Annotated in this window: 26 protein-coding genes; 12 read left to right on the forward strand and 14 right to left on the reverse strand. The window is 69.1% G+C overall.

The window, feature by feature from the left end; genetic code table 11:
• Positions 1-26 precede the first annotated feature (26 nt).
• Positions 27-1,757, forward strand: coding sequence for a serine/threonine-protein kinase (locus ABZX30_RS13820; RefSeq protein ID WP_355932874.1), 1,731 nt, complete (start codon positions 27-29; stop codon positions 1,755-1,757).
• Here the strand turns inward: ABZX30_RS13820 and ABZX30_RS13825 are convergent.
• Positions 1,754-2,233 carry a hypothetical protein gene (locus ABZX30_RS13825; RefSeq protein ID WP_355932877.1) on the reverse strand — a complete coding sequence of 160 codons (480 nt, stop codon included), beginning with the start codon at positions 2,231-2,233 and terminating at the stop codon, positions 1,754-1,756. The two genes, ABZX30_RS13820 and ABZX30_RS13825, sit on opposite strands and share 4 nt — an antisense overlap.
• A gap of 126 nt (positions 2,234-2,359) precedes the next feature.
• Positions 2,360-6,946 carry an FtsK/SpoIIIE domain-containing protein gene (locus tag ABZX30_RS13830; protein ID WP_355932880.1) on the reverse strand — a complete coding sequence of 1,529 codons (4,587 nt, stop codon included), beginning with the start codon at positions 6,944-6,946 and terminating at the stop codon, positions 2,360-2,362.
• Positions 6,947-7,137: 191 nt separating this feature from the next.
• Here ABZX30_RS13830 and ABZX30_RS13835 point away from each other — a divergent pair, with 191 nt between their 5' ends.
• Positions 7,138-7,440, forward strand: coding sequence for a WXG100 family type VII secretion target (locus ABZX30_RS13835; RefSeq protein ID WP_165955698.1), 303 nt, complete (start codon positions 7,138-7,140; stop codon positions 7,438-7,440).
• A 79-nt stretch (positions 7,441-7,519) separates the two neighbouring features.
• Here ABZX30_RS13835 and ABZX30_RS13840 read toward each other — a convergent pair whose 3' ends face one another.
• The 7 genes from ABZX30_RS13840 to ABZX30_RS13870 form a co-directional block, all read right to left on the reverse strand.
• Positions 7,520-8,038 (reverse strand): hypothetical protein, encoded by a 519-nt coding sequence (locus ABZX30_RS13840; protein WP_355932882.1) that lies wholly within the window; start codon positions 8,036-8,038, stop codon positions 7,520-7,522.
• A gap of 164 nt (positions 8,039-8,202) precedes the next feature.
• Positions 8,203-8,802: a hypothetical protein gene (locus tag ABZX30_RS13845; RefSeq protein ID WP_355932885.1), complete on the reverse strand. Its 600-nt coding sequence runs from the start codon at positions 8,800-8,802 to the stop codon at positions 8,203-8,205.
• Positions 8,799-9,239: a hypothetical protein gene (locus ABZX30_RS13850; RefSeq protein ID WP_355932888.1), complete on the reverse strand. Its 441-nt coding sequence runs from the start codon at positions 9,237-9,239 to the stop codon at positions 8,799-8,801. The genes ABZX30_RS13845 and ABZX30_RS13850 overlap by 4 nt, the downstream gene beginning before the upstream one ends.
• 181 nt (positions 9,240-9,420) lie before the next feature.
• Positions 9,421-9,804 carry a hypothetical protein gene (locus ABZX30_RS13855; RefSeq protein WP_355932890.1) on the reverse strand — a complete coding sequence of 128 codons (384 nt, stop codon included), beginning with the start codon at positions 9,802-9,804 and terminating at the stop codon, positions 9,421-9,423.
• 53 nt (positions 9,805-9,857) lie between these two features.
• Positions 9,858-11,210 (reverse strand): hypothetical protein, encoded by a 1,353-nt coding sequence (locus ABZX30_RS13860; RefSeq protein ID WP_355932892.1) that lies wholly within the window; start codon positions 11,208-11,210, stop codon positions 9,858-9,860.
• Positions 11,207-11,515 carry a hypothetical protein gene (locus ABZX30_RS13865; protein WP_355932895.1) on the reverse strand — a complete coding sequence of 103 codons (309 nt, stop codon included), beginning with the start codon at positions 11,513-11,515 and terminating at the stop codon, positions 11,207-11,209. Before ABZX30_RS13865 ends, ABZX30_RS13860 begins: the two co-directional genes overlap by 4 nt.
• Before the next feature lie 296 nt (positions 11,516-11,811).
• Positions 11,812-12,282 carry a hypothetical protein gene (locus ABZX30_RS13870; RefSeq protein ID WP_355932897.1) on the reverse strand — a complete coding sequence of 157 codons (471 nt, stop codon included), beginning with the start codon at positions 12,280-12,282 and terminating at the stop codon, positions 11,812-11,814.
• A 326-nt stretch (positions 12,283-12,608) separates the two neighbouring features.
• Between ABZX30_RS13870 and ABZX30_RS13875 the strand changes: the two genes are divergently transcribed.
• Complete coding sequence (locus ABZX30_RS13875; RefSeq protein ID WP_355932899.1) at positions 12,609-13,148, forward strand: Uma2 family endonuclease; 540 nt, start codon at positions 12,609-12,611, stop codon at positions 13,146-13,148.
• Positions 13,149-13,160: 12 nt separating this feature from the next.
• Here the strand turns inward: ABZX30_RS13875 and ABZX30_RS13880 are convergent, their stop codons facing one another.
• The 3 genes from ABZX30_RS13880 to ABZX30_RS13890 form a co-directional block, all read right to left on the reverse strand.
• Positions 13,161-13,982: a hypothetical protein gene (locus ABZX30_RS13880; RefSeq protein ID WP_355932901.1), complete on the reverse strand. Its 822-nt coding sequence runs from the start codon at positions 13,980-13,982 to the stop codon at positions 13,161-13,163.
• Positions 13,983-14,194: 212 nt separating this feature from the next.
• Positions 14,195-14,848 (reverse strand): hypothetical protein, encoded by a 654-nt coding sequence (locus ABZX30_RS13885; protein WP_355932903.1) that lies wholly within the window; start codon positions 14,846-14,848, stop codon positions 14,195-14,197.
• Between the two features lie 304 nt (positions 14,849-15,152).
• Entirely contained in the window at positions 15,153-16,121 is a 969-nt protein-coding gene (locus tag ABZX30_RS13890; RefSeq protein WP_355932906.1) for a hypothetical protein, read from the reverse strand.
• 285 nt (positions 16,122-16,406) lie between these two features.
• Between ABZX30_RS13890 and ABZX30_RS13895 the strand changes: the two genes are divergently transcribed.
• The 9 genes from ABZX30_RS13895 (at position 16,407) to ABZX30_RS13935 (ending at position 23,051) form a co-directional block, all read left to right on the forward strand.
• A complete protein-coding gene (locus tag ABZX30_RS13895) occupies positions 16,407-17,147 on the forward strand; it encodes a hypothetical protein (protein WP_355932909.1) in 741 nt (246 codons plus the stop codon).
• 17 nt (positions 17,148-17,164) lie between these two features.
• The gene (locus ABZX30_RS13900) at positions 17,165-18,004 is read left to right on the forward strand and encodes a hypothetical protein (RefSeq protein ID WP_355932911.1); all 840 of its coding nucleotides are present in this window, start codon (positions 17,165-17,167) and stop codon (positions 18,002-18,004) included.
• A complete protein-coding gene (locus tag ABZX30_RS13905; RefSeq protein ID WP_355932913.1) occupies positions 18,001-19,308 on the forward strand; it encodes an ATPase, T2SS/T4P/T4SS family in 1,308 nt (435 codons plus the stop codon). The genes ABZX30_RS13900 and ABZX30_RS13905 overlap by 4 nt, the downstream gene beginning before the upstream one ends.
• Before the next feature lie 53 nt (positions 19,309-19,361).
• The gene (locus ABZX30_RS13910) at positions 19,362-20,369 is read left to right on the forward strand and encodes a type II secretion system F family protein (RefSeq protein WP_355933028.1); all 1,008 of its coding nucleotides are present in this window, start codon (positions 19,362-19,364) and stop codon (positions 20,367-20,369) included.
• Complete coding sequence (locus ABZX30_RS13915; RefSeq protein ID WP_355932915.1) at positions 20,366-21,286, forward strand: type II secretion system F family protein; 921 nt, start codon at positions 20,366-20,368, stop codon at positions 21,284-21,286. Before ABZX30_RS13910 ends, ABZX30_RS13915 begins: the two co-directional genes overlap by 4 nt.
• Positions 21,287-21,347: 61 nt before the next feature.
• A complete protein-coding gene (locus tag ABZX30_RS13920) occupies positions 21,348-21,599 on the forward strand; it encodes a hypothetical protein (protein ID WP_355933030.1) in 252 nt (83 codons plus the stop codon).
• Positions 21,600-21,729: 130 nt separating this feature from the next.
• Positions 21,730-22,110 (forward strand): TadE family protein, encoded by a 381-nt coding sequence (locus ABZX30_RS13925; RefSeq protein WP_355932916.1) that lies wholly within the window; start codon positions 21,730-21,732, stop codon positions 22,108-22,110.
• On the forward strand, positions 22,111-22,569 hold the full coding sequence (locus tag ABZX30_RS13930) for a TadE/TadG family type IV pilus assembly protein (protein WP_355932919.1): 459 nt from the start codon (positions 22,111-22,113) through the stop codon (positions 22,567-22,569).
• 20 nt (positions 22,570-22,589) lie between these two features.
• Entirely contained in the window at positions 22,590-23,051 is a 462-nt protein-coding gene (locus tag ABZX30_RS13935; protein WP_355933033.1) for a pilus assembly protein TadG-related protein, read from the forward strand.
• A gap of 57 nt (positions 23,052-23,108) precedes the next feature.
• On the opposite strand, the gene ABZX30_RS13940 is transcribed toward ABZX30_RS13935, so the two are convergent.
• Both ABZX30_RS13940 and ABZX30_RS13945 read right to left on the reverse strand, forming a co-directional pair.
• Positions 23,109-23,291: a DUF397 domain-containing protein gene (locus ABZX30_RS13940; RefSeq protein WP_355932922.1), complete on the reverse strand. Its 183-nt coding sequence runs from the start codon at positions 23,289-23,291 to the stop codon at positions 23,109-23,111.
• 8 nt (positions 23,292-23,299) lie between these two features.
• On the reverse strand, positions 23,300-24,151 hold the full coding sequence (locus tag ABZX30_RS13945; RefSeq protein WP_355933035.1) for a helix-turn-helix transcriptional regulator: 852 nt from the start codon (positions 24,149-24,151) through the stop codon (positions 23,300-23,302).
• Positions 24,152-24,155 lie beyond the last annotated feature (4 nt).

The following is a 24,155-nucleotide window of genomic DNA, read 5'->3' on the forward strand; positions in this document are numbered from 1 at the left end:
ACCGGCGTACGGGGAGAGGGGACGCCATGCAGCCGCTCGCGGCCGACGAACCTGCCGTCATCGGGCCCTACCGGCTGCTCGGCCGGCTCGGCGCGGGCGGGATGGGACGGGTCTACCTGGGCCGCAGCGCCGGCGGCCGGACCGTCGCGGTCAAGATCGTGCACCCGCACTTCGCGCTGGACGAGGAGTTCCGCGCCCGGTTCCGGCGCGAGATCACCGCCGCCCGGCGGGTCGGCGGCGCCTGGACGGCGCCCGTCCTGGACGCCGACCCCGACGCCCCCGTGCCCTGGGTCGCCACGGCCTACGCGGCCGGGCCGACCCTCGCCGCGGCGGTGGAGGCCGACGGACCGCTGCCCACGTCCTCGGTACGAGCCCTGGGCGCCGGCCTCGCCGAGGCGCTGGCGGCCGTCCACGAACTCGGCCTGGTGCACCGGGACGTCAAGCCGTCCAACGTGCTGCTCACCCTCGACGGCCCCCTCCTGATCGACTTCGGGATCGCCCGCGCCACCGCCGGCACCGCGTCCCTGACCTCCTCCGGCGTCTCCGTCGGCTCGCCCGGCTACATGTCCCCCGAGCAGATCGTCGGCAAGGGCGTCACCGGCGCGGCGGACGTCTTCTCCCTCGGCGCGGTCCTGGCGTACGCGGCGACCGGCGAACCGCCCTTCCCCGGGGACTCCTCGGCCGCGCTGCTGTACAAGGTCGTCCACGAGGAGCCGGAGCTCGGCGCGCTCGGCGGAGACCTGCGGGAGGTCGCCGAGGCCTGCCTGGCCAAGGAACCCGGCCACCGCCCCACGCCCGGGGAGGTGGCCCGGCGGCTCGCTCCCGACGGCGCGGCCCGGCTGGTCGCCGGCGGCTGGCTGCCGGGCCCGCTGGTCGAACAGGTCAGCCGCAGCGCCGTACACCTGTTGAACCTGGAGGCCGCGGAGGCGGTGCCGTCCGGTCCGGTGGGGTTCAGCAGCCCTTCGGTGGGCGGGGCTTCGGGGATCGGGGCTTCGGGGAACGGGGCTTCGGTGGGCGGGGCCGCGCCCGGGCCCGGGGAGTTCGGGCCGGCGCCGGTGATGCCGGGGCCGGGGCCGGTCGCCATGCCCGGGCCCCGGGACGCGCCCCCGCACCCCTTCGAGCAGCGGCCCGGCAAGGTGTCCGTCACCATGGCGGCCACCTCCACCCCGGGCGAGCAGGGCCGCGGGCGCCGGGTCAGCTGCACCGTCGCGCTGGCCGTCGCGGGAGCGCTCGCGGGGGTGACCGTGGGGCTCGCCTTCCTGGTGCGGCCGATGACCGGCGGCGGCGACAACGACTCGGCCGGGGGCAGCGCATACTCGCCGGCACCCGCCGACACCGCCACCGGCACTGGCCCCGGCTCCGCGGGCGACTCCACGTCCAGTGCCACCGCCACCCCCGTCCGGCTCCCGGTCCCCGCCCGCTACCTCGGGACCTGGGAGGGCCAGGCCACCGCCCTCGACGGCAACCTGCCCGTCGGCACCTTCCGGCTCACCGTCCACCAGGCCACCGTGGGAAGGGAGCTGGGCCGGCTGACGCAGACCGACCAGCTCGGCGGCGTGTGCACCGACGTACTGACCCTGAAGAAGGTCACGCCGACCCGGATCCTCGCCACCTCGGTGGGCGCCAAGGGCAACCACGACGGCTGCAACCCCGCCGCCCACCAGGTGGAGTTGACGCCGGTCGGCGACGACCTGAAGTACACCTCGGACAGCTCGGCGGAGGGCAACCCGGTCTCGCGGATGTCGAAGGTCGGCTAGGGGATGTTTCCCCCAGCGGGCCGGGACGCGCGGTCGGCGCGCCGGACCAGCCGGACCAGGACGGTGATCAGCAGCGCGGCCGTCACCAGCGTGGCGAGCACGCCCACCGCCCAGATCCACGGATACCGCTCGTGCACCCAGCAGGCGTGGCCCCGGCTGTGGCACTCACTGTCCCAGTTCCGCCGGTGCTTGGGCCGGAAGGCGCCGGAGATCACGACGGTCAGCACCCAGCCCAGGGCGAACCCCGGCGCGCCGACGACCGCCCACCCCACCGAACACCCCTTGCTCCGCTTCCAGTTCATCCGGGACAGCGGCGCCATCAGCGCGGCGAGCGCGAGCGGGACCAGGGCGCCGACGGTGGCGGCGAAGGCATAGGCGCCACCCGGCCAGGCCGGAGCCAGGTCGCCCCACACCTCGTCGCCCCATGCGTGGTCGGCCAGGGCCACCGGCACGACGAGGGCCAGGGAGACGAACACGATCCCGGCGCAGCCCAGACAGGAGAAATCCTGCTTCTTCGCCGGTACCGCCGGCCGGCGCCCGTGCTCGTACCGCAGCGCGGCCGGTGCCGCCTTCCCCCGCTTCGGCTTGGCCGACCCCCCCGCTCACCCGGGGATCACGACCGTGCGCAGCTCCCCGTCGCCGAGGTGCAGCATGCCCTTGCCGGGCACCACCTGCCCGCCGACCAGGCTCCGGTTCAGCCGTACGCCGGCCAGGTCACCGCTGGAGGTGTCCTGCGGGGAGAGCAGGATGCCGCGGCGGCCCTTCTTGGCGTCGACCTGCCAGCCGGAGAAGCCGCTGCACACGTCCTCCTCGTCACCGGCGATGACGAGGGCGAGGCCGCGTTCGGCGCCCCGCGAGACGATCTTCTTCAGATGGCTCTCGGCGTCGCAGTCCTCGAGGATCTCGCCGTCGTCGACGAGCACGGCGATCGGCTCCTCGACCGACGCCGAGTCGATGACCTCCTCGAAGTCGTCCTCGTCGATGTCGTCGCCGGTGAAGACCTTCAGCACGCCCTCGGTGCCGTCCAGCCCGCGCAGCGGGGACTGACGGGGAGCCGCGACGACCAGCCGCACGCCCTGCGCGAGGAAGGACCGGGCGAAGTTCATCAGGACCGTCGAGCGGCCGGACTTGGCCGGGCCCGCGATCACGAAGGCCGGCACGCCCTCGGCCAGGTCCGGCCCGAACCCCACGATCTCGTCGCCGCCGATGCCCGCCAGCGCCCACAGCCGGGACCGCGAGGCCTCCGGGTCGCGCATTTCCCAGGCGTCCGGGAACGAGATCCGGCTGGGCAGGCTGTCGACCCGGAAGGGCCGCCGGGCGCGGGGCACGGACGCGTCCCGGGCCGCCGCCGCCTCGCCGATCGCGGCGACGGCCGCCGCCTGGCCCTGGCCGGAGGTGTCCTCCGTCAGCAGCGCGAACTGCGTCTCCGTACCGGACTCGTTGCGGAACGCACGGCCCGGCGGGATCTCCTCCGGGACCTTGCGGGCCGGGATGCCGAGCGTGGCGAAGTCGCTGCGGTCGGCGAGCCGGAGGCCGTACTTGTCCTCGGTGAGCGTCGCGATGCGGCCGACGAGGAGGGTCCGGTCACCGGTGAGTACCAGGTGCATGCCGACGCTCGCGCCCTCCCGCATCATCGTCGTCAGCTCGTCCGTCAGCGACCCGTGGTCGATCTCGCCCAGCGTGGGCACCCAGCCCTCCCACCGGTCGAGGAGCACGACGATGTGCGGCAGCCGCTGCTCCTCGGCCGCCGCCGCCCGCTGCTCACCGATGTCGGCATACCCCTTCTCCGCCAACAGGTCCTGGCGCCGCGAGAGTTCACCCTTGAGCCGGTTGACCAGGCGGATCACCCGCTCGGTCTGGTTGCGGCCGACGACCGCGCCGCAGTGCGGCAGCCGGGTCAGCGCGTTGAGCGCGCCGTTGCCGCAGTCGATGCCGTACAGGTGGACGTCGGCGCAGGAGTGGGTGCGGGCGAGGGAGCCCGCGATGGTCCGCAGCACCTGGGAGCGGCCGCTGCGGGGCGCGCCGCCGATCATGAGGTGGCCGAAGGTGGAGAAGTCGACCACGACCGGGCGGCGGGCCTGGTCGGCGGGCAGGTCCTCCACACCGTACGGGGCGGGCGGCAGCTTGCCCGGTCCCGCGGCCGCCGCGGCGGCTGGGACGGCCGGGGCCTCGATCTCGTCGAGCAGCAGCGTCTCGGAGAGCGCCGGCAGCCACGGGCTGTGCTGGGCGGGGATGCCGAGCGTCCGGTTGGCCTCGCGGACCGCGTCCACCAGCACCTTCAGATCGGTGATCTCCTCGTCCTCCCGTGCCTCGGCCTTCGGCTTGGCGAGGGCGGCCCGGCCCAGGTCCTCCCAGGTCAGCTCGCCGACCCAGGGCGCGAGGGCCGCCGGGTCCGCCGCGCCGGGACGGCGGCCACCGACGCGGCCCGACTGGAAGGGCACCAGGGAGGCGTGTCCGAGGCGTACGTAGGCCCGGCCCGGCGTGCTCTTGGAGATGTGGCCGGCCTCCGGCGAGTCGATGACGTCCGTCGACTCGCCGCCGTCCGTCACGCGCAGCGCGATCCGCAGGTTGGTGTTGGCCCGGATCTCCGGCGAGACGACACCGCTCGGCCGCTGGGTGGCCAGCAGCAGGTGGATGCCGAGCGAACGGCCCCGCTGGGCGATGTTGACCAGGCCGGTCACGAAGTCGGGCAGGTCGCGCACCATGGACGCGAACTCGTCGATGACGATGAGGAGCCGGGGCACCGGCGCGTGACTCGGATTCCTCCTCACCAGGTCCTGGTAGTCCTCGATGTCCTTGGCGTCGGCGGCGGCCAGGATGTGCTCGCGCCGCTTCAGCTCGGCTCCCAGCGACTCCAGGGCGCGTTCGACCAGGTGGGCGTCGAGATCGGTCACCATACCGACGGTGTGCGGCAGCTTCACACAGTCCTTGAACGCCGAACCGCCTTTGTAGTCGACGAGGACGAACGTCATGTTCTCCGGCGTGTTGACCACGGCCAGCGACGCCACGATCGTCTGCAGCAGCTCCGACTTGCCGGAACCGGTCGTACCGGCGATCAGACCGTGCGGGCCGTCGCGCCGCATGTCGATGCCGAAGGGACCGTCGTACGACTCACCGATCACCGCCGTCGTCGACTGCCCGCCCGTCCGCCAGCGCGCCACGATGGCATCGCTCGTCGGCGGCTCCAGCTGCAGCACGTCCAGCAGCCGGCTGGCACCCGGCAGCGCGGAGTCCTCGGTCTCGCCGCTGATGTCCCGCAGCGGCGACAGGGCACGGGCGAGGCGCAGGCACCAGCCGGGCGAGACGAAGTCGGGCCGTACGTCCGTCAGCCGCTCCGCCCCCGCCTCCTCGACGCGCAACCGCAACTCCTGCGCCTGCTGGGCCTGTTCGGTCTGCGGTTCGGTGTTCTGCCAGGCCTGGTGGAAGGAGGGGAAGCCCCCGGCGGCCTGCTGCCGCACCGGCTGCTGCCCGGCGGGGTCGTACTCCCGCGCCTTGGGCTCGGCGACCACGAACGCCTGGCACTCGCCCGGCAGGAACCGTTCCTCGGCGTCGAGGCAGACGGCGTACAGGGACACGGCGGGCCCCTCCCGCAGCAACCGCACCACGCCCGGCAGGGACCGCAGCCGCCGCGACCCGTCCCACACGACGACGATGTCCGGCTCGCTGAAGGAGGTGCCCTGGCCGCGGTTCTGCTCGGCGGCCTTCTTGCGGGCGTCGAGGATCTGCGTCAGCTCGCCGATACGCGCGCCGACGGTCTCGGCGTCGGTGCCGATGAGGACGTTCGCGTCCTGGCCACCGGCCGGCTTCGCGTGCGGCAGCCACCGCACCCAGTCCCAGCTGTCCTGCGCGGAGTTCTCGCTCAGTACGTAGAACTGCACGTCCATCGGGCTGTGCAGCGCCGCGGTCTGGGCGACGGCCCACCGCCCGAGCGCCCGCGCGGAGTCACCCGGCCCCGCCATGCCGATGACGCCCAGGGAGCGCAGGGACAGGGCGACGGGGGCGTCCTCGATGTACCAGGTGACCTGGCGCCGGTGGTCGTCCTGCTCGGGGTCGTCGAGCACGACCTCCGACGGCAGCCGCCCGGTGCCGACCCGGACGAGGAGATGGTCGCGGTCGGTGCGCCGGCGCTCCCACAGCCGGGTCCGGGGCCCGGTGCCGAGGGAGAGCACGGAGGCCGGGTCGGGCACGGCTCCCCGCCGGTCCTGCCGCTCGGCGGTCAGCGCGTCCCGCGCGTCCTTCTCGATCCGCTCCTTCTGCTCCTTGTACTCCTTGACCTGCTTCGCATGGGACTTGCGTCCGTGCTTCTTGTCCATGAAGTAGTTGGCGAAGAGCAGGACGGGACTGAGCCCCGCCATGATCAGGTAGTACCAGCGGTGGAAGATGAGCACCGACACGACCGACCCGACCAGCGGCGTCAGCGCCATCAGCCAGGGCAGCGGCCGGGCCTCGTACTCCCGTGGCGGCGTCGGCAGCCGGAACTTGGTCTGCCGCTCGGGCGGACGCAGCCGGGGCGGCCGGTTGTAGTCGAGCCCGATCCCGTCCTCGGACCACTTCAGGGCGGCGTTGGGCGGGGTGTAACGGGCCAGCTCCAGCAGGCTGTTGCCGACGGCTATCTGCCCGCCGAGGGGCCAGTCGTCCCCGTCGACCGCCCGACCGTCCAGCGTGACGGTCTCCTTGTCCTGATGGACGGCGACCCGGCAGCCGCCGTCGGTTGCAACTGACAACGTCAAGGCCCGCGCGTCGACTTCGGGATCGTCGATCCGCACGTACGCGGCCGCCCCACTGCCGATGTCGTACCGCCCGACACCCAGCCGGTGCACGAACCCGGCGGCGGGCCCGCCGGCCACCCGCAGCTCGACCAGCCCGGTGGGCTCGCCGGGCAGACACCCGGCGGGATCCTGCAGACTGACGACGGCCCCTTCACGCAGCGGCGAGCCGACCACGGTGGCGGCGGGATCGACCGCGTACCCGTCCACGTACACCTGAGGACCGCTGCCGCGCACGGCGCCCGACAGGCCCTGGCCGCCCTGCCCGCCCTGCCCGATGGGAATGACCTGCGCCCCGCCCTGCCCCACCTGCTTGGCGAGCTCCTGCGCGATGTCCCCCACGGTGGACTCGGGGTCGGCGTCGAGCACGACGTCGGCCGAGCCCCCGCCGAACGGGTCGACGACGGTCAGAGTCAGGCGCACGCTTGTCCTCCCCAGGGCCGCTGCGGCCGTCTTCAGTGCCGCCAGTGACGATATCCGCTCTTCCCGAAGGCAACGAACTCCGTTCCCGGATAGGGGATGTGACGCTTCGGGCCACCCCCGTAAGCTGCTGCCTCAAGAGTGACAGGGAGCCACGGGGGTTGGCCCTGCGGCGTTTTGAAGAGGAGCGGTTCATGGCCAAGGACCTTGACGTCACCTACCAGGACATGCGCGACGCGGCCAAGCACGTCGTCAAGGAGAAGGAAAAGCTCCACGAGAAGCTCGACGCCCTCCGCAAGTACATCGCCAACCTCGTCGAGTCCGGCTACGTCACCAAGAGCTCCTCGAAGGCCTTCGACGAGAACTTCGACGAGTTTGTCCGCGGCGCCAAGGACACGGTCGACGGCCTGGACGGCATGGGCGACTACCTGACCAACGCGGCCGACAAGTTCGAGCAGATCGACGACGAACTGGCGAAGGCGGCCCGGAGCAAGTAACCACCTTCGGCGGCCCGGTGCCTGCCCGTGCGCCGACGGAAGCCGGACGCACGGGCAGGCACCGGGCCGGCCGGCGTGGTCAGCTGTCGGGCAGGGGCTGCCGGATCAGGTACGTGTGCAGATCGCTGCGGGGTTCTTCGGTCTCGACGCGCAGCCACGACCCGTCACGGAAGCGGATCAGTACCGTCCTCGTCTCGAACTCACCGGAGAACGGGTCGACGAGGATCGCCTCCGTGGCGGGAAGACGGGCGACGACCTGCATGTGCTTATCGCGCCCCACGGTCACGCGCTGCGGCGGAGCCGCCAGGACGATCCCGTCCCGGGTGGCGAGGACCAGCCGCTGGTGGTGAGTGGAGTGGCTGTACCAGCGCAGCAGGAACTGACCGGCGCTGCCGTGCCAGTTCCCGTCGAAGACCCGGTCGAGGCCTTGCTCGGCGACGGAGGCGTCCCGACGCCTGTCATCCTCGTCCTTGCCCCGCAACCGAGCCTTCTCGCCCGTGGTGGCAAGGGCCCGTTTGACCGCTTCTTCCGCGTTGGACAGAAGGGTCAGCAGCATGAGCAACGGCATGAACAGCACGGCGAGAACCGCCCCGACCATGCCCAGCGGGCGTAGTCTCGCGGGGCGGAGTGGAGGGTTGCCTGCGGCCTCGAGCACGTCCGCGGGCGGCTGCGGGATCTTGCCGAGCGTGCACCATTCACCCGCTTCGGCTTGGACGCCGAGCCGTTGGGCAGTCCCACGTTGCTTGACCCTGGATGTCACCGTCAGGATTCACCGTCGCCGGCACCGAGCCGGAGGCTGCGGGCGAAGTCGTCGATGGCATCGAAGGACGCCTCAAGTAGGGCGGGGTCGTCGTAGTGGCCTTTGACGAGCAGGTCGATGTGGTGGACCGGGTCGTTCCAGGCATAGGCCACGGAGAGCAGCAGGCCACCGTCGGGGCCCGTCCAGCTACGCAGGCAGCGCAGGCCTTCACCGAAGTGCGGCGAGGCGAAGGGGACCGTTTCGACGCGCTGACTGGCGGCGGCCGTTCCTGGGTCCGGCTCAGCCAACATGCTCAAGTGCAGGTCGCTGTGCTCCTCGTTGCACGCGAACTGCTTGGTGAACAGCACCAAGGGTGCAGCTTGGGGCGGAATCGGACCGAAGAGGAAGGCTTGGTCCGCTTCGACGCTGTTGCGCAGCATCGCAGCCGACGCTTCGAGGAACTTCTTCATCCCGCGCTTCTCACGCCAGGTGAGCTTGCGCTGATGGAGCAGGGCACTCGCCTTGATTTGCAGGTCCAGCCACTGTGCGAACTCCGCCTTGTCACCGCCCAGCGGCATGTGAAACCACAGTGCGGGATCAGAGTCAGTCTCGACGGTCATCATGCGTAGCTCCAGCGGAACGTGGTCATTACGGCATCGAACAGATCGACCAGGGTTTCGGTGAACTCAATGCCCATGTCGACGGCGATCAATGCGCTGAAGGAGAACGTCAGCCACTTAGGGGGAAGGCTGTTGGGAATGGGCACGATGTACTGAACCCGCCATGACGGCATGTCAACCCCGTTGTCAGGCGCAGGAGGCAGCTTCTGCAGGGTTCGAACGGCTACCGTTCCGTCGAGTTCCCGTCTTGAGGCCCCCTCGGCATCATGGGCGAGATCGTTGAGAGGATCTTCGGAGCCGTTCCCCGCCGGTGCATCGATCGGCTCTGAGGCGATGAAGGAGGCAGGGATGATCACGCCGTGAATTCGCTCAACCGGAAGATATAGCGTAAGCCCATCGGACTTGCGTGCCTGCCGAACGGTTTCCTTCAGTTCCTTCATGAGCCGCAACCGGGCTTTGGGGAGATCATCCTTCGGGAACCCAGCAGGGAGCTGGGAAACGGACTTTGCCATGATCCGATTGATCGCCTCGTCAGTTCCGTCCCGGAGCGGAATAACGTCCCACCCCGGTGGCGGTACCACATTGAATCCCGTGGGGATGTGGAAGTTTTCTACGGAGTTCTCATGGGGTGACACTGCGGTTCCGAATCTTTTCTGTGACCCAAGTCGCGCCAACCAGCGCGGTGAACAGAGGAGCTCCGATGATGCCCGGCCAGAAAGAGCTGATAAGGCTGGGCAGCAGAATGGCCCAGCCCATGGCCAGATCACGTGTCAGCAGTGGCGGGCGCTTGCTGGGCGTGGGGTTCTTGAACAGGATCCAGAGGAGATGGAACAGGCAGCCCGACAGCAGGAGCCAGTAGAGCCAGAAGACAACTCGGCGACCTGAGTCGGGGGTCAGGAGCGCTATCACGATCAGTGGGATGACGGACAACAGGGCTCCGATGATGGTCACACGCACTCTGAAGTGCACCCCGGTGCCCAACTGCTCTTTTAGGGATTCAGCCATTTTCCTACAATTCCTGCCGAGCTTCTCGATGTATCAGCAGTGGACATCCGTGTTCACCAGTGCGTGTCCGGAGCGGGCATCCAGCCACTGCCCTTCCATGTGTTGTAGCCCTCGTTGTACGGTTTGTCCCCGGGGAGCAAGCCCTCCTCGGCCGCCCAACCGATGGAATCGCTCTGGCTCAGTGCCTTGTCGGCGACATCGACTCCCATGCCACCGTAGGCGGCAGCCATGGCTGTCGCGTAACCTGCGTGTCCGGCCTTGGAGGCTCCACCGGCCACGGCATCGGGGAACGCGCCCTTGTTCGCTCGGAGTTGTCCGAACAATCCGGCTGCCTCGTCGTCGCCGAGGTGAAGCCACTTGGACACCGTCGACACCTCGGCTGGCCCCTTGGCGACAAGGCCGGTGTCTCTGGAGATCTTCTTCAAGGTGTAATTCCGTAGGTCCGAGAAGAACTTTCTGGATGCATCGTCCTCGGCGTTCGCCATTGCTTTGCCCAGATCGTCCAGCATCCCCTTGTGCGACCTGAGGCCCGCTTTCAGCCCTGCCGTGCGGGTGGTCTGGGCAGCAGCACTCGTGACCTTGTTGGCACCCTTCAGTGCGGCGAGACCGCCGCGTCCGACACCCATCAGGAGTAGTCCGCCGACATCGAAGGCCAAATCAGTCCATGATGCGTCACCTGACGCGACCAGGACGGATCTCGTCAGGATAGTCAGAATGGCGATCCCGAGGACTAGGAGGTTCAGTACGGGAATCCAGATGGCAACTATTCCGGCGATGGTCGCGACCCAGCCCAGTCCATCAAGGAGAATCTTGATGCCTTTAGCATGGTCGTGGGCCCATCCCTTGATGTCGTCCCACCAACTGTCCTTGATGACGTCGCTCAGCTGGCCACCGATCTTGCGCGCGTAGTGCGCTGCGCGCTCATCACGATCTCCCGTGATGCGGTCCAGTCGGATGCGGAACTTCTCGAGTGGGTCGCCCTCGGTTCCGCTTTCCGCGGGGTGCGGGGTGCCGTTGTCGCCGGACTTCTTCTTGGCCTTGTCCGCCTCCAGTTCCTGCTGTTCTCTCTTGGCGTCGGCCAGTACTTTGTCAGCGTCGGACTGGAAGTCCTCAAGTTCGTTGGCCCAGTGGGTCAAATGGCCATGTACATGCTCGTAGCGTTCGGCCACCTCGCACAGGTGCTTCTCCAGGACATCCGACTCGTCACGCAGCTTCGTGGCGTACTTACCCTTGAGCTCATTGTCGCTCTTGATGCCGCGAAGCAATTTTGCCTGTACGCGCAGGTTTTCGGCGACCGAGATCATGTGTTTGACCTCATCGCGGATCTCTTCCGGGTCGCCCGGCACGGGATCGGAATCGGCGAGCGGTTGCCAGTCGCGGGGACGCGGCTTCGACGTTGCGCTCACTTCTTGTTCTTCCTTGCCTTCCGCAGCTCGTTCGCGAGCTGGGCATCCAGGCCCGTAAAGCCGTCGATCGTGGACTTGACCAGTTCTCCGACCGTTTTGATGCTCTCCAGCATCTTGGTCCGATAATCGTCCCAATTGTCGACGAAATCATCCATCTTGTCGGCAATTTCGCCACTGCCCCAGTGGGGGTGCATATCGTCTTTTCGGTGGTTGAGGTTCTTGAGTTCCTTCTGGATGCCTTTGAGTCGGGACTCCGTCTCGACGAGCAGTTCGACGTTGACGATGAGGTCCGAGTCATCTGCCATGGGACAGCTCAGCCTTCCTGTGCCGGACCTGGGTGGAACAGGGGGATGGCGGGCGAAGGGTGATTCATGGTGGGCTCCCCGTGTGACAAAAGGTCAACCAAGGGTGTTGACGGTAGCGGTGGTGTCACGGGTTTTGCCAGGCCGTACCTTCACTTTGGGGTGACAATTACCGCTACAAAATAGGGCGAAGCGGATGTGTGGTGTTTGTGACGGCGCCTCCTCGCGCAGGAGTCGGCACATCCTGATGAACCCGCGGGTCAGAATGTTGATCGTTCACCGAAGGCCAGGCTTGATCCTCAGGGCGAGCACGCCTTGTGGCCCCGTTCCGACTGGAGCTTTGTGGTCTGCCACACGCCCTTGTCGTTCAACTCCAAACGTGTGCTGTACAGCACGTAGGAGTCGGACGTCGCCGGTACCTTGTCGACCTTCTTGGTCTTGCGGTTCTTGTTGTACGCCTTGCTCTCGTCCGCGCAGTACGAGACACCGGCCGACTTGTCGTCGAACGCGCCGATCTTGGCGGCGTAGTAGCGAACCGATCCCGAGTAGGTGAAGCCTGCGTCCACGATCGACTTGACCCAGTCCTGGCTACCCGCCAGGGCGGTGTCGGCCTGGTAGAACGACAGGGCAGGGGACTTGGGGTCGTCCTGTGTGACCGCGTACGTCACCGCGGTCTGGGCCTTGCCGGCGTCCGCCAGGATCGCGTCCTTCGTGGAGTCGCCTGTCTTCCAGCCCTCGAAGGTCTCCGTGACATCACTCGGAAGTGTCATGTCGGGACGGTGAACGTCGGCTGCCGACGGATTCGGCGAAGTGGAGACCGCTGCGCCGCCGGTACCGGCATCGGTGATCCCGTCGTTGTCCGCGGACTTGCCGACGCCAGCCCCACCGCACGCCGTGAGCAGGAGAAACGCGGTTGCGGCAAGGGCGATAGCAACAGGCACGGCGCGGCGGTTCACAGTGGACTCCCCGTGAGACAACAGATCGGTCAAGAGGAATGACGCTACCGCGACAGGGAGTGAGGCCCGGCGCCGGAAACCGCGACTGCTTCTCTCAGGCCAGTCATAATGCCCGTAGGAGGTGAGTTCCCGTGTCCATCATGAGTGAGCTGATCGAGCGGGGCGGCATCCCCGAGGGTTACAAGGTCGAGGTCTTCGAGGGCAGGGTGATCATGACGCCGCAGAGCCCGGAGCAGGACTGGACCGTTTCCGATGTGAAGGACGCGGTGAAGGCTGCTGGAATCGCCCGGGAGCGGGTCTTCGGGGATGTGCTGATCACCTTTCCCGGGGAGAACGACGCGGCGCCGGACCTGACGATCGTGGACTTCGACGCCGAGCGGCGGAAGAACAGCTACTCCTGCCTCGACGTGCTGGCGGTGATCGAGGTCCCGTCCGAGCCGGAGGACGAGAAGGACTACGTGCGGAACGTCCAGAAGTACGGACGTTTCGGGATCGACTTCTACATGATCGCCGACCCGTTCCGGAAGACCGTCACGCTGATGTCGGAGCCGCATGCCTCCGGCTACGGACAGGTGGTCGAGATCCCCTACGGCGAGCCGGTCAGCTTCACCCTGGCCACCGGAGAACGGGTGAAGATCGACACCAGGACTTTTCCCACGCGTGATGCCACCGGAGGGTGATATCGGCCTGCGTCACCTGTTGACCGCCTGTACTTCCTGCACGGTGACGTCCTGCGTCGCCCCGAAGGTCCCGTCGGGCAGGTCGCCGCCTGTGCCGCCGGAGCCGGTCCAGCTGATCTGCCAGGTGACGGTGGCCCTCAGCTTGTACGTGCCGTCTCCGGAGGAGCGGAGGTACCTGATGCCACAGGGTGGGGTCCGGTCGGCGTCGCCCTTGGCGTAGGGCTGGCCGATGGAGCCGTCCGCGTTGATGGTGCACTCACCCGAGGCCGGGTACGTCTCGGCGTCGCCGGTGCCGGGCTCCAGCTTGAGGGCGACGGGCTTCGCGGTCGTCGTGGCCTCGATGTTGAGGCCGCCGGCGTTGAGGGAGGCGGTCACGGCGACCTTCTTGAACCTGGCCTTGTCGAGCCACGCCCAGGTGGCGAGGTTGACCTTGGTCACCTGCTCGGGCGCGAGGTCGACCTTGGTCGAGGGGAGCTGGATGGCGTTGTACGCGGCTTCGGCGAGGATCTTCGGAGTGACCGCTTGGGGGACGCCGGGGTCATCGTTGTTCTTCACCCAGAAGGGGAGCTCGCTGCATTCCATGCTCGCGGGATCGTCCATGCTATCCGGGTTCTGGACGGCGACCCACCAGTTGCCCTCGTCGGCCTTGTCCTCGTTGTAGTCCTTGTACTTGCCGTCCTTGTAGATGTCCCGGAACTGTCCTACGGCGGCCTTCGCGTAGTTGGCCTGCCCAGGCGTATTGATCGTCTCCTCGTACATCTTCTCGACGTACTGCTTGAACTCGCCTGCTGAGCGCGGTTCGTACCAGCACGCGGGCGGGGTCCAGTCCGTCACGGGCTGCACCGAGGGACCGCTGCTTCCGTGTCCGCGTACGGAACCTGAGTAAGTGACCTTGGAGACCAAGGTGCCCGCGTTGGAACTACCGATCTGTTTCGTGTGCCCCTGGGTGCCGTTGCTGGGCGGCCAGTCGGCGAGGGCCGTAGCGGAGGAGGTGAACAGAAGAGTGGCAGTGAGGAATCCTGCCGCGGCAAGCCTGCCGCCCCGCGTCACGGAGTACACGACTTGTGCCCCCTCTGGGAGGTGAGCTTCGTGGTCTGCCAGACGCCCTGCTTGTTCTTCTCCACGCGGGTTGAGTAGAGGACGTACGACTTGTTCGTCACCTCGGTCTTGTGGACCTTCTTGGACTTGCGGTCCTCGGCGTAGGCCTTGCCCTGGTCCTCGCAGTAGACGACACCCGCCGATGCGGAGTCGAAGACATCGATCTTGGCGTTGTAATAGCGGTTGGCGCCGGTGATCGTGTAGCCGTCCTTCGCGATGGACTGGACCCAGTCCTTGGCGTCTGCCAGGGCGGTCCCGCTGTAGTAGAAGCTCAGGGCCGGTTCATCGGCATCACCCTGCGTGATGGCGTAGTTGGTGGCGTCGATTCGCTGGGCCACGTCCCCGAGAATCGCGTCCTTCTTCGCGTCGCCCGTCTTCCAGCTCTCGAAGGTGTCGGTGAGGTCGCTCGGCAGCGAGATCTTCGGGCGGTCGACGGTGCCGTCGGCGCTCGGCGACGCCGAGGTCGTGCTGCCGCCCGTTCCGGCACCGGCGATCTTGTCGTTGCCCTTGGAACCTTCGTCCTTACCACCTCCGCAAGCTGTGAGCAGGACGGCTGCGGTTGCGGCGAGCGCGACAGCAACGGGCAAATGACGGCGCTTCACGTTGGGCTCCCCATGACATAAGGACCAGTCAAGAGCACAGACGCTATCGGTGGCGCCCGGAGTTCCGCCAGGAGGCCCTGGAGTCGTGGGTAAGGTGACCGCAACGGCGAAGCGCGGACGCGGTCACGGTTCGCTGCCGTGAACTACCTTGAGGACTTGCCGCTGCATATCGAAGGGCGGGAGAGGTTCGAAGGGCGGGAGAGAAGTGAGTCAGAGCGCGCCCAAGCAGGCCGCCGCAACCGTGGCGATTGCGGATCCGGTGAGGGGCCTTGGGGGCGGACGGGTTGGGTCACGTGGCTTCTCTTCAACGTGATCTGCGCTGCGGGGGCGGTGGGCTTGGCCTGGCTGAGCCCAGCAACCTCCGCAGCGTAGGCGACAGTTCCGGCACCCGTGCCCCGTCGGCCTGTGCTTCCATTACGGCCCTGACGTACGCCACCGCCTCGGCGCGTAGCCGCTGCTTCTCGCCGTACTGGCGGAGGCCGGCCAGCCAGATCAGGACCGCCAGGGGGATGAGGGCGAGGGCGCCGTAGCCGACGGGCTCGTCCGACATGGCCGCCCAGAGGGCGCCGACGACTCCTGCCAGTGCCAGCAGGCAGCCGGCCTCGTCATGCCAGCCGCCCTGGTCGGCGAGTGTCTCGTACTCGGTGACCGCGGGGGGTTTCGGGGGGACCGGGGGTGGGGTGTGCCCACCTTGGTCCGTTTCGCGTTCGTCCTCCCCCTGGTGCTCGTTCGGGGGAATCGCCTGACCGGCCGGTACTGCCTCGTACGAGGGAATCGGCGCCACCGTCTTCCTGCCCCCGTCCCCGCCCGGGCCGGAGTTGCGCCCCTCCAGCCATCCGGGGACGTGTTCCAGCGGCAGTCCGTGCGCCCGTGCCATGCCCAGCACCTCGCGGTAACCGGCGAGCGCCGGGTGGGTCAGCTCGCGCTTCCAGCGGACGCGCACTTGGACGAGGGTGGCTACGGCGACGGCGATCAACAGGATCGCGACGATGAGGGCCGCCTTCGCGGCCTGGGCGGGCAGGAAGGGGTAGGAGAGGGGCAGCATTACTCCCGCCGTGAGGGTCAGGCCGCCCAGCCAGGCCAGTGGGCCGCGCTGGGTTGCCTCCAGGGCGCGACGGCGTTCGGTGAGGAGCGCGGTCACCGTCGCGTCGTCCGTGTAGTCGACCCCCCGGCGTGTGCCGATCGCGCGGACCGCCGACAGGAGGCTGGGGTCGGCCGTCAAGGTCGCGCCGCTGAGGGGGAGTTGGGAGGGCGGGAGTGGTGTCCTCGTCACTGGAGGATCATGGCATGGCCCGTTCGCTGGCACACAGGGCTCGTGTCATCCATATCGGCTGTCCATCTGACCGGGCGGAAAAGGCAGTTGCGGAGTGAAACAACTGGTCGGATGAGGTCGAGGAGCGGGAACCCGCCTTGAGGGGCTTATGCCTGACTGATACGGTGCGATCGCTTGACACTGGCCCCGGCGCTGGGTATCCGGCAAAGATGACCCGGGGGGCGAAGTGTCTTTTCTTGCACGGCAATTGGCAGACATTTTCTTGGATGTACGGGGAGCGGTTGCGTGAAGATCCAAGAGCGTACGGGGGCGGGCGTCGGTCGTTCCGTCGCTCCGGCTCAGCCGTCGGTCGGGGACCGGCTTCCCACACCGCCACGTGAGCGCAAGCCCGCGCTGGCCGCGCTCGCGGTGCTGCTGATCCTGCTCGGTGCGCTGGGCGCCACCACGCTCGTGCTGCGTGCCGGTGACCGGATCGAGGTCGTCAAGGTGACGAAGGACATCCAGGCCGGTGAGTCCGTCAGCGACAGCAACACGACGTCCGTGATGGTCGCCGACGACAGCAGCATCCACTACGTCAAGTGGAACCAGCTCGGCACCCTGAAGACCCTCAAGGCCAAGAGCACGATCTACAAGGGCACCGTCGTCATCGGCGAGATGTTCGCGGAGGGCAGCTCGCTCCCGGCCGGCAAGGCCGCCGTCGGTGTGTCCCTCAAGGAGGGGCAGTACCCGGTGGACATCAAGTCCGGTGACACCGTCGCCGTCTACAACGTCGACACCACCGGCTCGAGTGCGGACAAGAGCAGCGGTTCCACGGCCGGCTCCTCCGGTGGCGGCCCGATCGTCGGTGACGCGAAGGTGTACAAGGTGTCCGACGACAGCGACGCCACCATCAGCACCGGCAACCTCTCCCTCACCCTCCTCGTCAACGAGTCCGACGCCGCCGCCGTGGCGCGTGCCGCGTCCGCCAAGGCGGTGGCCGTCGTGCGCGTCCCCGGCAACGGCACCGGCACCGGCACCGGCAACTAGAAGGCGGCACCGTACCCATGGCGCTCATCGCTCTCGCCGCCGACAAGGGTTCCCCCGGCGTCACCACCGTGGCCGTCGCCCTCGCGGCGGTCTGGCCGCGGCGGGTGCTGCTCGCCGAGGCCGACCCGGCCGGCGGTGACCTGGTGTACCGCAGTGCCGCCGCGCACGGCGGGCCGCTGAACCCGAACACCGGCATGCTGTCCATAGCCGCTACCGCGCGGCGCGGGCTCGTCCCGGATCAACTCTGGGACCACGTGCAGCCGTTGAGCGGCGGGCTGGAGGTTCTCGTCGGGCTCGGCATCGCCGAGCAGGCCGCCGGTCTGGCGGGCCTGTGGCCGACCCTCGGCCGTGCCTTCGCCTCCCTCGCCGACTCCCCGAACGCACCCGCCGACGTCATCGCCGACTGCGGACGCGTCAGCGGGGACACCCCGGCCGTGGAGCTGTTCCCGCACGCGGCCCTGGTGCTGCTGGTCTCGCGCACCGAGCCCGAGGCCCTCGCCCGCGTCCGGGACCGCGCCGCCGCCCTCTCCACCAAGCTGCACGGCGGCCCGCGCGGCGCCGCCGCCCTGGGCACCCCGCTGATCGGCGTGCTCCTGGTCGCCGACCCGAGCAGCTCCGGCAAGCTGGTCAACCAGGTCAACGACATGCTGGTGCACGCCCAGACCGGCGCCCGCGTCGTCGGCACGATCGCGGACGACCCGACGGGCGCCGACCAGCTGGCCGGCCGTAAGCGGGGCCGGCTGGACAAGTCGCTGCTCATCCGTTCGGCCCGCAAGGTCACCGCGGACCTCCACCAGCAGTACGGCGCCACCTGGACCGTACGGATACGAGAGCCCCACGCGGGAGCCGGGCGATGACCGCTGTCGACCACCAGTTGGTCAAGCGGTTCCGGCAGGACGCCGGTGACCGCATCGCCGAGCAGCGCCGTCAGGACCAGGCGGCCGGCGTCACGCCGATGTCCACCGAGGACGAACGGCAGTACGCCCGCGCGGTCATCGCCCAGATTCTGGAGGAGTACGCCCGCGCGGAGATCAACGCCGGCCGTACGCCCCTGGACGCCGAGACCGAGGAGCAGTACGCGGCCGCGGTGCACGCCGCGCTGTTCGGGGTCGGGCGGCTCCAGCCGCTGCTCGACGACCCCGAGGTCGAGAACATCGACATCAACGGGTGCGACCAGGTCTTCGTCGGCTACGCGGACGGGCGGGAAGTGAGGGGCGAGCCGGTCGCCGAGACCGACGAGGAGCTGATCGAGCTGATCCAGGTGCTCGGCGCCTACTCCGGTCTGTCCTCCCGCCCCTTCGACTCCGCCAACCCGCAGCTCGACCTGCGGCTGCCCGACGGCTCGCGCTTGTCGGCCGTGATGGACGTCGCCCGGCGGCCCGCGCTGTCCATCCGTCGCGCGCGCATGGGCAAGGTGTTCATCTCCGACCTGGTCGGCAACGGCACCGTGACGCCCGAGGTCGCGCACTTCATGGCCTGCGCGGTGCGCGCCCGCAAGAACATCATGATTGCCGGGGCGACGAACGCCGGCAAGACGACCTTGCTGCGCGCCCTCGCCAACGAGATCCCGCCGCACGAGCGGCTCATCACCGTGGAGCGGGCCCTCGAGCTCGGTCTCGACACCTTCTCCGACCTGCACCCCAACGTCGTCGCGTTCGAGGAGCGGCTGCCCAACTCCGAGGGACAGGGCGCCATTTCCATGGCGGAGCTCGTCCGCCGCAGCCTCCGTATGAACCCCTCCCGGGTCATCGTCGGTGAGGTCCTCGGCGACGAGATCGTCACCATGCTGAACGCGATGTCGCAGGGCAACGACGGATCCCTGTCGACGATCCACGCGAACAGCTCCAGCGAGGTGTTCAACCGTATCTCCACGTACGCGTTGCAGGCCTCCGAGCGGCTGCCCATCGAGGCCAGCCAGATGCTGATCGCGGGCGCGGTGAACTTCGTCGTCTTCATCCAGCGGCGCAACGACTACCAGACGGGCGGCCGCCTCCAGCGCATGGTCACCTCCGTCCGCGAGGTCAACGGCGTCGACGGCCGGGTGCTGTCCAGCGAGGTGTTCGCCGAGGCCCCCGACGGGCGGATCGTCCCGCACGCGCCCCTAGCCTGCCTGGAGGACCTGATGGCCCACGGCTACCGGCCCCACGGAAGCTGGGGGTGAACGCCATGACGAGCGAAATGACGAACGGCATCACGTACGGCACGACGAGCGGCATGACGTACGAAGCCCTCGGCTCGCTCGGCTCCCTGGGCGGCCTGTTCTCCACCACCGTCCTGTACTCGATCGGCGCCGGCGTCGCCGTCGGCGGCGGAATCGCCCTGCTCCTGGTCGCCATCCGTGGTCTGCCCGCCAAGCCGGAGCACGAGAAGCAGAAGGCCAACGAGCGGGCGGCGGAACTGATCCGGTTCGCCGGCCGGCGCGGCTCGCTCGCCGCGATCGTCGGGCTCGCCGTGCTGCTGCTGACCCGCTGGGCGGTGGCCGGGATCGCGGCCGGCGTCCTCGTCTTCTTCTGGGACCGGCTCTTCGGCGGCGCGGCGGAGGAACGGGCGGCCATGCGCCGCGTCGAGGCCCTCGCCTCCTGGACCGAGTCGCTGCGCGACACCATCGCCGGCGCGGTCGGTCTGGAGCAGGCCATCCCGGCCTCCGCGCGCGCCGCGGCCCCCGTACTGCGGCCCCATCTCGACGCGCTCGTCGACCGGTTGCGCGCCCGTACGCCCCTTCCCGAGGCGCTCCAGCACCTCGCCGACGAGATCGACGACGCCTCCGCGGACATCATCGTCGCCGCGCTCATCCTCAACGCCCGGCTGCGCGGCCCCGGTCTGCGCCAGGTGCTCGGCGCGCTGGCCAAGTCGGCGCGCGAGGAGGTCGACATGCGCCAGCGCGTGATGGCCCAGCGGGCCTCCACCCGGCGCTCGGTGCAGATCGTCGTCGCGGTCTCCATCGCGTTCGTCCTCGGCCTCGCCGTCTTCAACCGCGACTTCGTGGCCCCGTACGGCAGCCCGGTCGGACAGCTCGTCCTCGCCGTCGTCTGCGGCCTGTTCGCACTCGGCTTCTGGTGGCTGCGCAAGCTGTCCACGATCGAGACGCCGGAGCGCTTCCTGGTGCGCGACCAGTCCGGGGTGCAGTTCGTACGGCCCCGCACGCCCGCCCAGCAGGCGCCGCTACCGACGCAGACCCAGCCGTCCCAGCCGTCCCAGCCGGAGGAAGGTGCACGCCGGTGAACCTGACGATGCCGATCCTCGTCGGCGTGGTCCTGGGCCTGGGCGTCTACGCCCTCGTCCGCGCCCTGATGCCGACCAAGCGCAGCGCGGTCGCGCAGGTCGCGCGGATCGACGCGATGCGGGCGCGCGGAGCGGCGTACGAATCCGCCCGCCAGGCCAAGGACACCGGCCGCATCGGCTCGCTGCGGGCCGAAGTCGGGGCCCGGGTGTCCGAGTTCTACCTCCAGCAGGGCTGGGAGCAGCGCTCGCTGCGCGCCGACCTCGCCGTCCTGGACCGCAGCTGGGAGAACTTCCTGGCGACGAAGGTGCTGCTGGCCACCGCCGGGCTGTTCTTCGGCCCGTTCCTGTTCGCGGTGGTCTGGACGCTCGGTTTCAGCCGCAGCCCGGTCATCCCGGTCTGGCTGGCCCTGCTCTGCGCGGCCCTGTTCTTCTTCCTGCCCGACCTCGAGGTACGGCGGGACGCGGCCGACAAGCGGCGGGACCTGCGCCGGGTCATCGGCGCCTACCTGGACCTGGTCTCGATGAGCCTGGCCGGCGGCCGGGGTCTGCCCGAGGCACTGATGGCCGCGGCCGAGGTCTCCGACGGCTGGGCCAACCAGCGCATCCGCAATGCCCTCGCCGACGCCCGTATCACCGGTGTCAGCCAGTGGCGGGCGCTGGGCGCGCTCGGCGAGGAGCTGGGCGTGGAGGAGCTGAAGGACCTCTCCGCGTCGCTGGCCCTGGTGGCCGACGACGGCGCCAAGGTCCGCGAGTCCCTCGCCTCCCGCGCCGAGACCATGCGCCACCGCGAGCTGGCCGAGATCGAGGGCAGCGCGGGCGAGAAGTCACAGTCGATGCTCGTCGCCCAACTGCTGCTGTGCGCCGGGTTCCTGGTGTTCCTGATCTTCCCGGCGGCGATGCGGGTGTTCCAGGTGTGAGCCGATTCCCGAGCTTGTGCCAACTGCTGTTTCGAGAGGACGATTCATCATGAAGGAACTCATGGACGGACGGAACGTCAGCACCGGGATCCCGGCCGTGGACTTCCTGGTCACCTTCCTGCGGGCCCGCGTCGAGCGGGCCCGCTCCGGTGAACTCGACCGCGGTGCCTCCGCGGTGGAGTGGGTCATCATCTCCGCGGTCGTCGTGGCGATCGTCGGCGTGGTGGCCGCGATCATCAACGCCGCGCTGAGCGACGGCGCCAACAAGGTCGGGGACTGCATCAAGGGCGCCAGCGCCAGCAAGACCTGCTGATCCGCGATCCGCTGATCACGGGTACGACAAGACGGGGATGACGGGGTTGTTTGTGGGCGTGAGGGCGGGCGCGGGCGGATGGGCGCGCCGCCGGACTCAGGCCGCGCGCGGGCGGGCCGGGGACTCCGGCATGACCGCGATCGAGTTCGTACTGCTCACTCCCGTCCTCTTCTTCATGATCTTCGCGACGGTGCAGTTCGCGCTGTACTTCTTCGCCGACCACGTGGCCCAGGCGGCCGCCCAGGCCGGCGCCCGCAAGGCCCGCGCCACGGCTGACGAACAGCCCGGCGGGTGGCGGGGCGAGGCGCGGGACGTGGTCGACTCCTACATCCGCCAACTGGGCCCGCAGCTCGTGCTCTCCCCGAACGTGACGATGCTCCAGCCGGAGCAGCACACGGTCGGCGTGGAGATCACGGCACGGGTGCCGACGGTGTTCCCGGGGCTGGACCTGACGGTGCACGCGCAGTCGTCGGGGCCGGTGGAGCGGTTCGTGAAGGAGGGGGAGAACTAGATGGACCTCGCCTCCGTGCTCACCTCCGTGCTCGTCTCCGTGCGCGACCGCGTCACCGCCGACGCGGACAGGGACCGGGGCCTGTCGACCGTCGAGGTCGTCATCCTCGCCCCGGTGATGATCCTGTTCATCCTGGTCCTGGTCGCCTTCGGTCAACTGGTCGACGGCCGGGGCGCCCTGGACGGCGCCGCACGTGACGCGGCCCGCGCGGGCTCCATCCAGAAGGACCACGGCGCGGCGATGGCCGAGGCCCGCAAGGCGGCCGAGGCGGATCTGTCGGACGTGTGCTCCGGCCCGGTCTCCGTGGTCCAGACGAGCCAGGGCTTCGAACCCGACACCATCTTCACGGTCGAGGTCAGCTGCCAGGTGAGGGGCCTGGCGATGCTGGGCCTGGACGTCCCGACGCGGCTGTCGGCGAGCTTCAGCTCCCCGCTGGACCCGTTCCGGAGGACGGCGTGAGGGAGGACGGTGTGAGCAACGTGGGCAACACGGTACGAGCCTGGTGGCACTCCCGCCTGGCCCGGACGGACGACCGCGGCTCGGGCGCCGGCGCGGTGATCATCTTCGCCCTGGTCTTCCTCTCCCTCGCCGCGTTCGTGATCGACGGCGGCCTGTCCATCTCCAAGCGCGAACGCGCCGCCGACATCGCGGAACAGGCGGCCCGCTACGCCGCCCAGGACATCGACAAGGAAGCCCTCTACGACGACGAGGGCGGCGCCGCGCCGATCAAGTTCGACGAGTGCGACGCCCGGGTGAAGGCCTTCGCCCGCGAGATGGACATGAGCGGCGCGGACATCGCCGCGACGCACTGCGTGACCGCCGACGCGCAACAGGTCGAGGTCGAGGTGCAGTTGACGTACGAGCCGGTGTTCACCGGCATGTTCTACGGCGGGGACGTCGTGGTGCGCGGCCGGGCGACTGCGGAGAACGAGGTGGGCTGAGCCGGTGCCGGCCCCGCCCGCCGGTGTTCACGTGCGCGACGGCGTGACGGCCGCCCGTCACTTGTCGCGGAGGTGGCCTATGAGGGCGGCTATGGGGGGCCGGGAGGTCTTGAGGGCGGTCGCGGGCTCCTCGCTTTCACGGACGAGGAGGGAGTCGTGCAGGGCCGCGAGCTCAAGGCAGTTGTTGCCGTCGCCGCCGCCGGAGTAGGACGACTTCTGCCAGTGGACGGGGCTGGTCACAGTGCGCCTCACAGTTCCTTCGCCAGCTTGTGGATGAAGTCACGCGAACGGGCGGGGTCGAGTGACACGGCCTCCACCTTACGGAAAAGCGCCCGGAACGAGCTGAGTTGCGCTTCGGAATCGATCAGGGCGGTGCCGTGAGGCGCATCGCGCACGGCAGTGTCCAGCTGGGGCACAGCTCCGCCCACATACATCATGGTGCTCCAGGCTCCGCCGAAGCTGTCCAGGTCGAAGGGGATGACCCGGACGGTGATGTGATCCGCCTCAGAGAGCCGCAGCACATGGCTGAGCTGAGCGCGGGCGGCGGCACGGTCACCGACCCTGATGCGTAGCGCCGCCTCGTGGACCACGGCTTCGTACGGGATCACGTCGGAGCCCTCAAGGACCGTCTTACGTTGCATGCGATGCCGTACCCGCAGTTCCGTGTCCTCCCGCGGGAGTTCCGGGACTCGGTAGGAGAAGACGGCGCGGGCGTAGTCCTCGGTCTGGAAGAGACCAGGGACGTTCAGGAACTCGATGTCGTGCCGGTAGGTGGCGTGGTACTCCAACTCCGCGAGATCCAAGAACGATGTCGGCAGCAGACCCCGGAAATCCTCCCACCACCCGCGTGTGCGGTCAGTGGCCATCGCCACCAGCCCCGCGATCAACGCATCGTCCGTGCAGGAGTAATGGGCGGCAAGCCGACGTACCCGCTCCTCGCTCACTCCGGCCGTACCGAACTCGATCTGACTGATCTGCGCCGAGTCCGTTCCGAGCAGGGCGGCAGCCTCCCGCCCCTTGAGCCCGGCGGCCTCGCGGAGCTTTCGCAGCTCGGCGCCCAGGCGCTCCTGTCGTGCGGTGGGCTGCTGCCTACGCGGCATCGCT

The organism is Streptomyces sp. NPDC004542 (assembly GCF_040610035.1).
Lineage (GTDB): Bacteria > Actinomycetota > Actinomycetes > Streptomycetales > Streptomycetaceae > Streptomyces.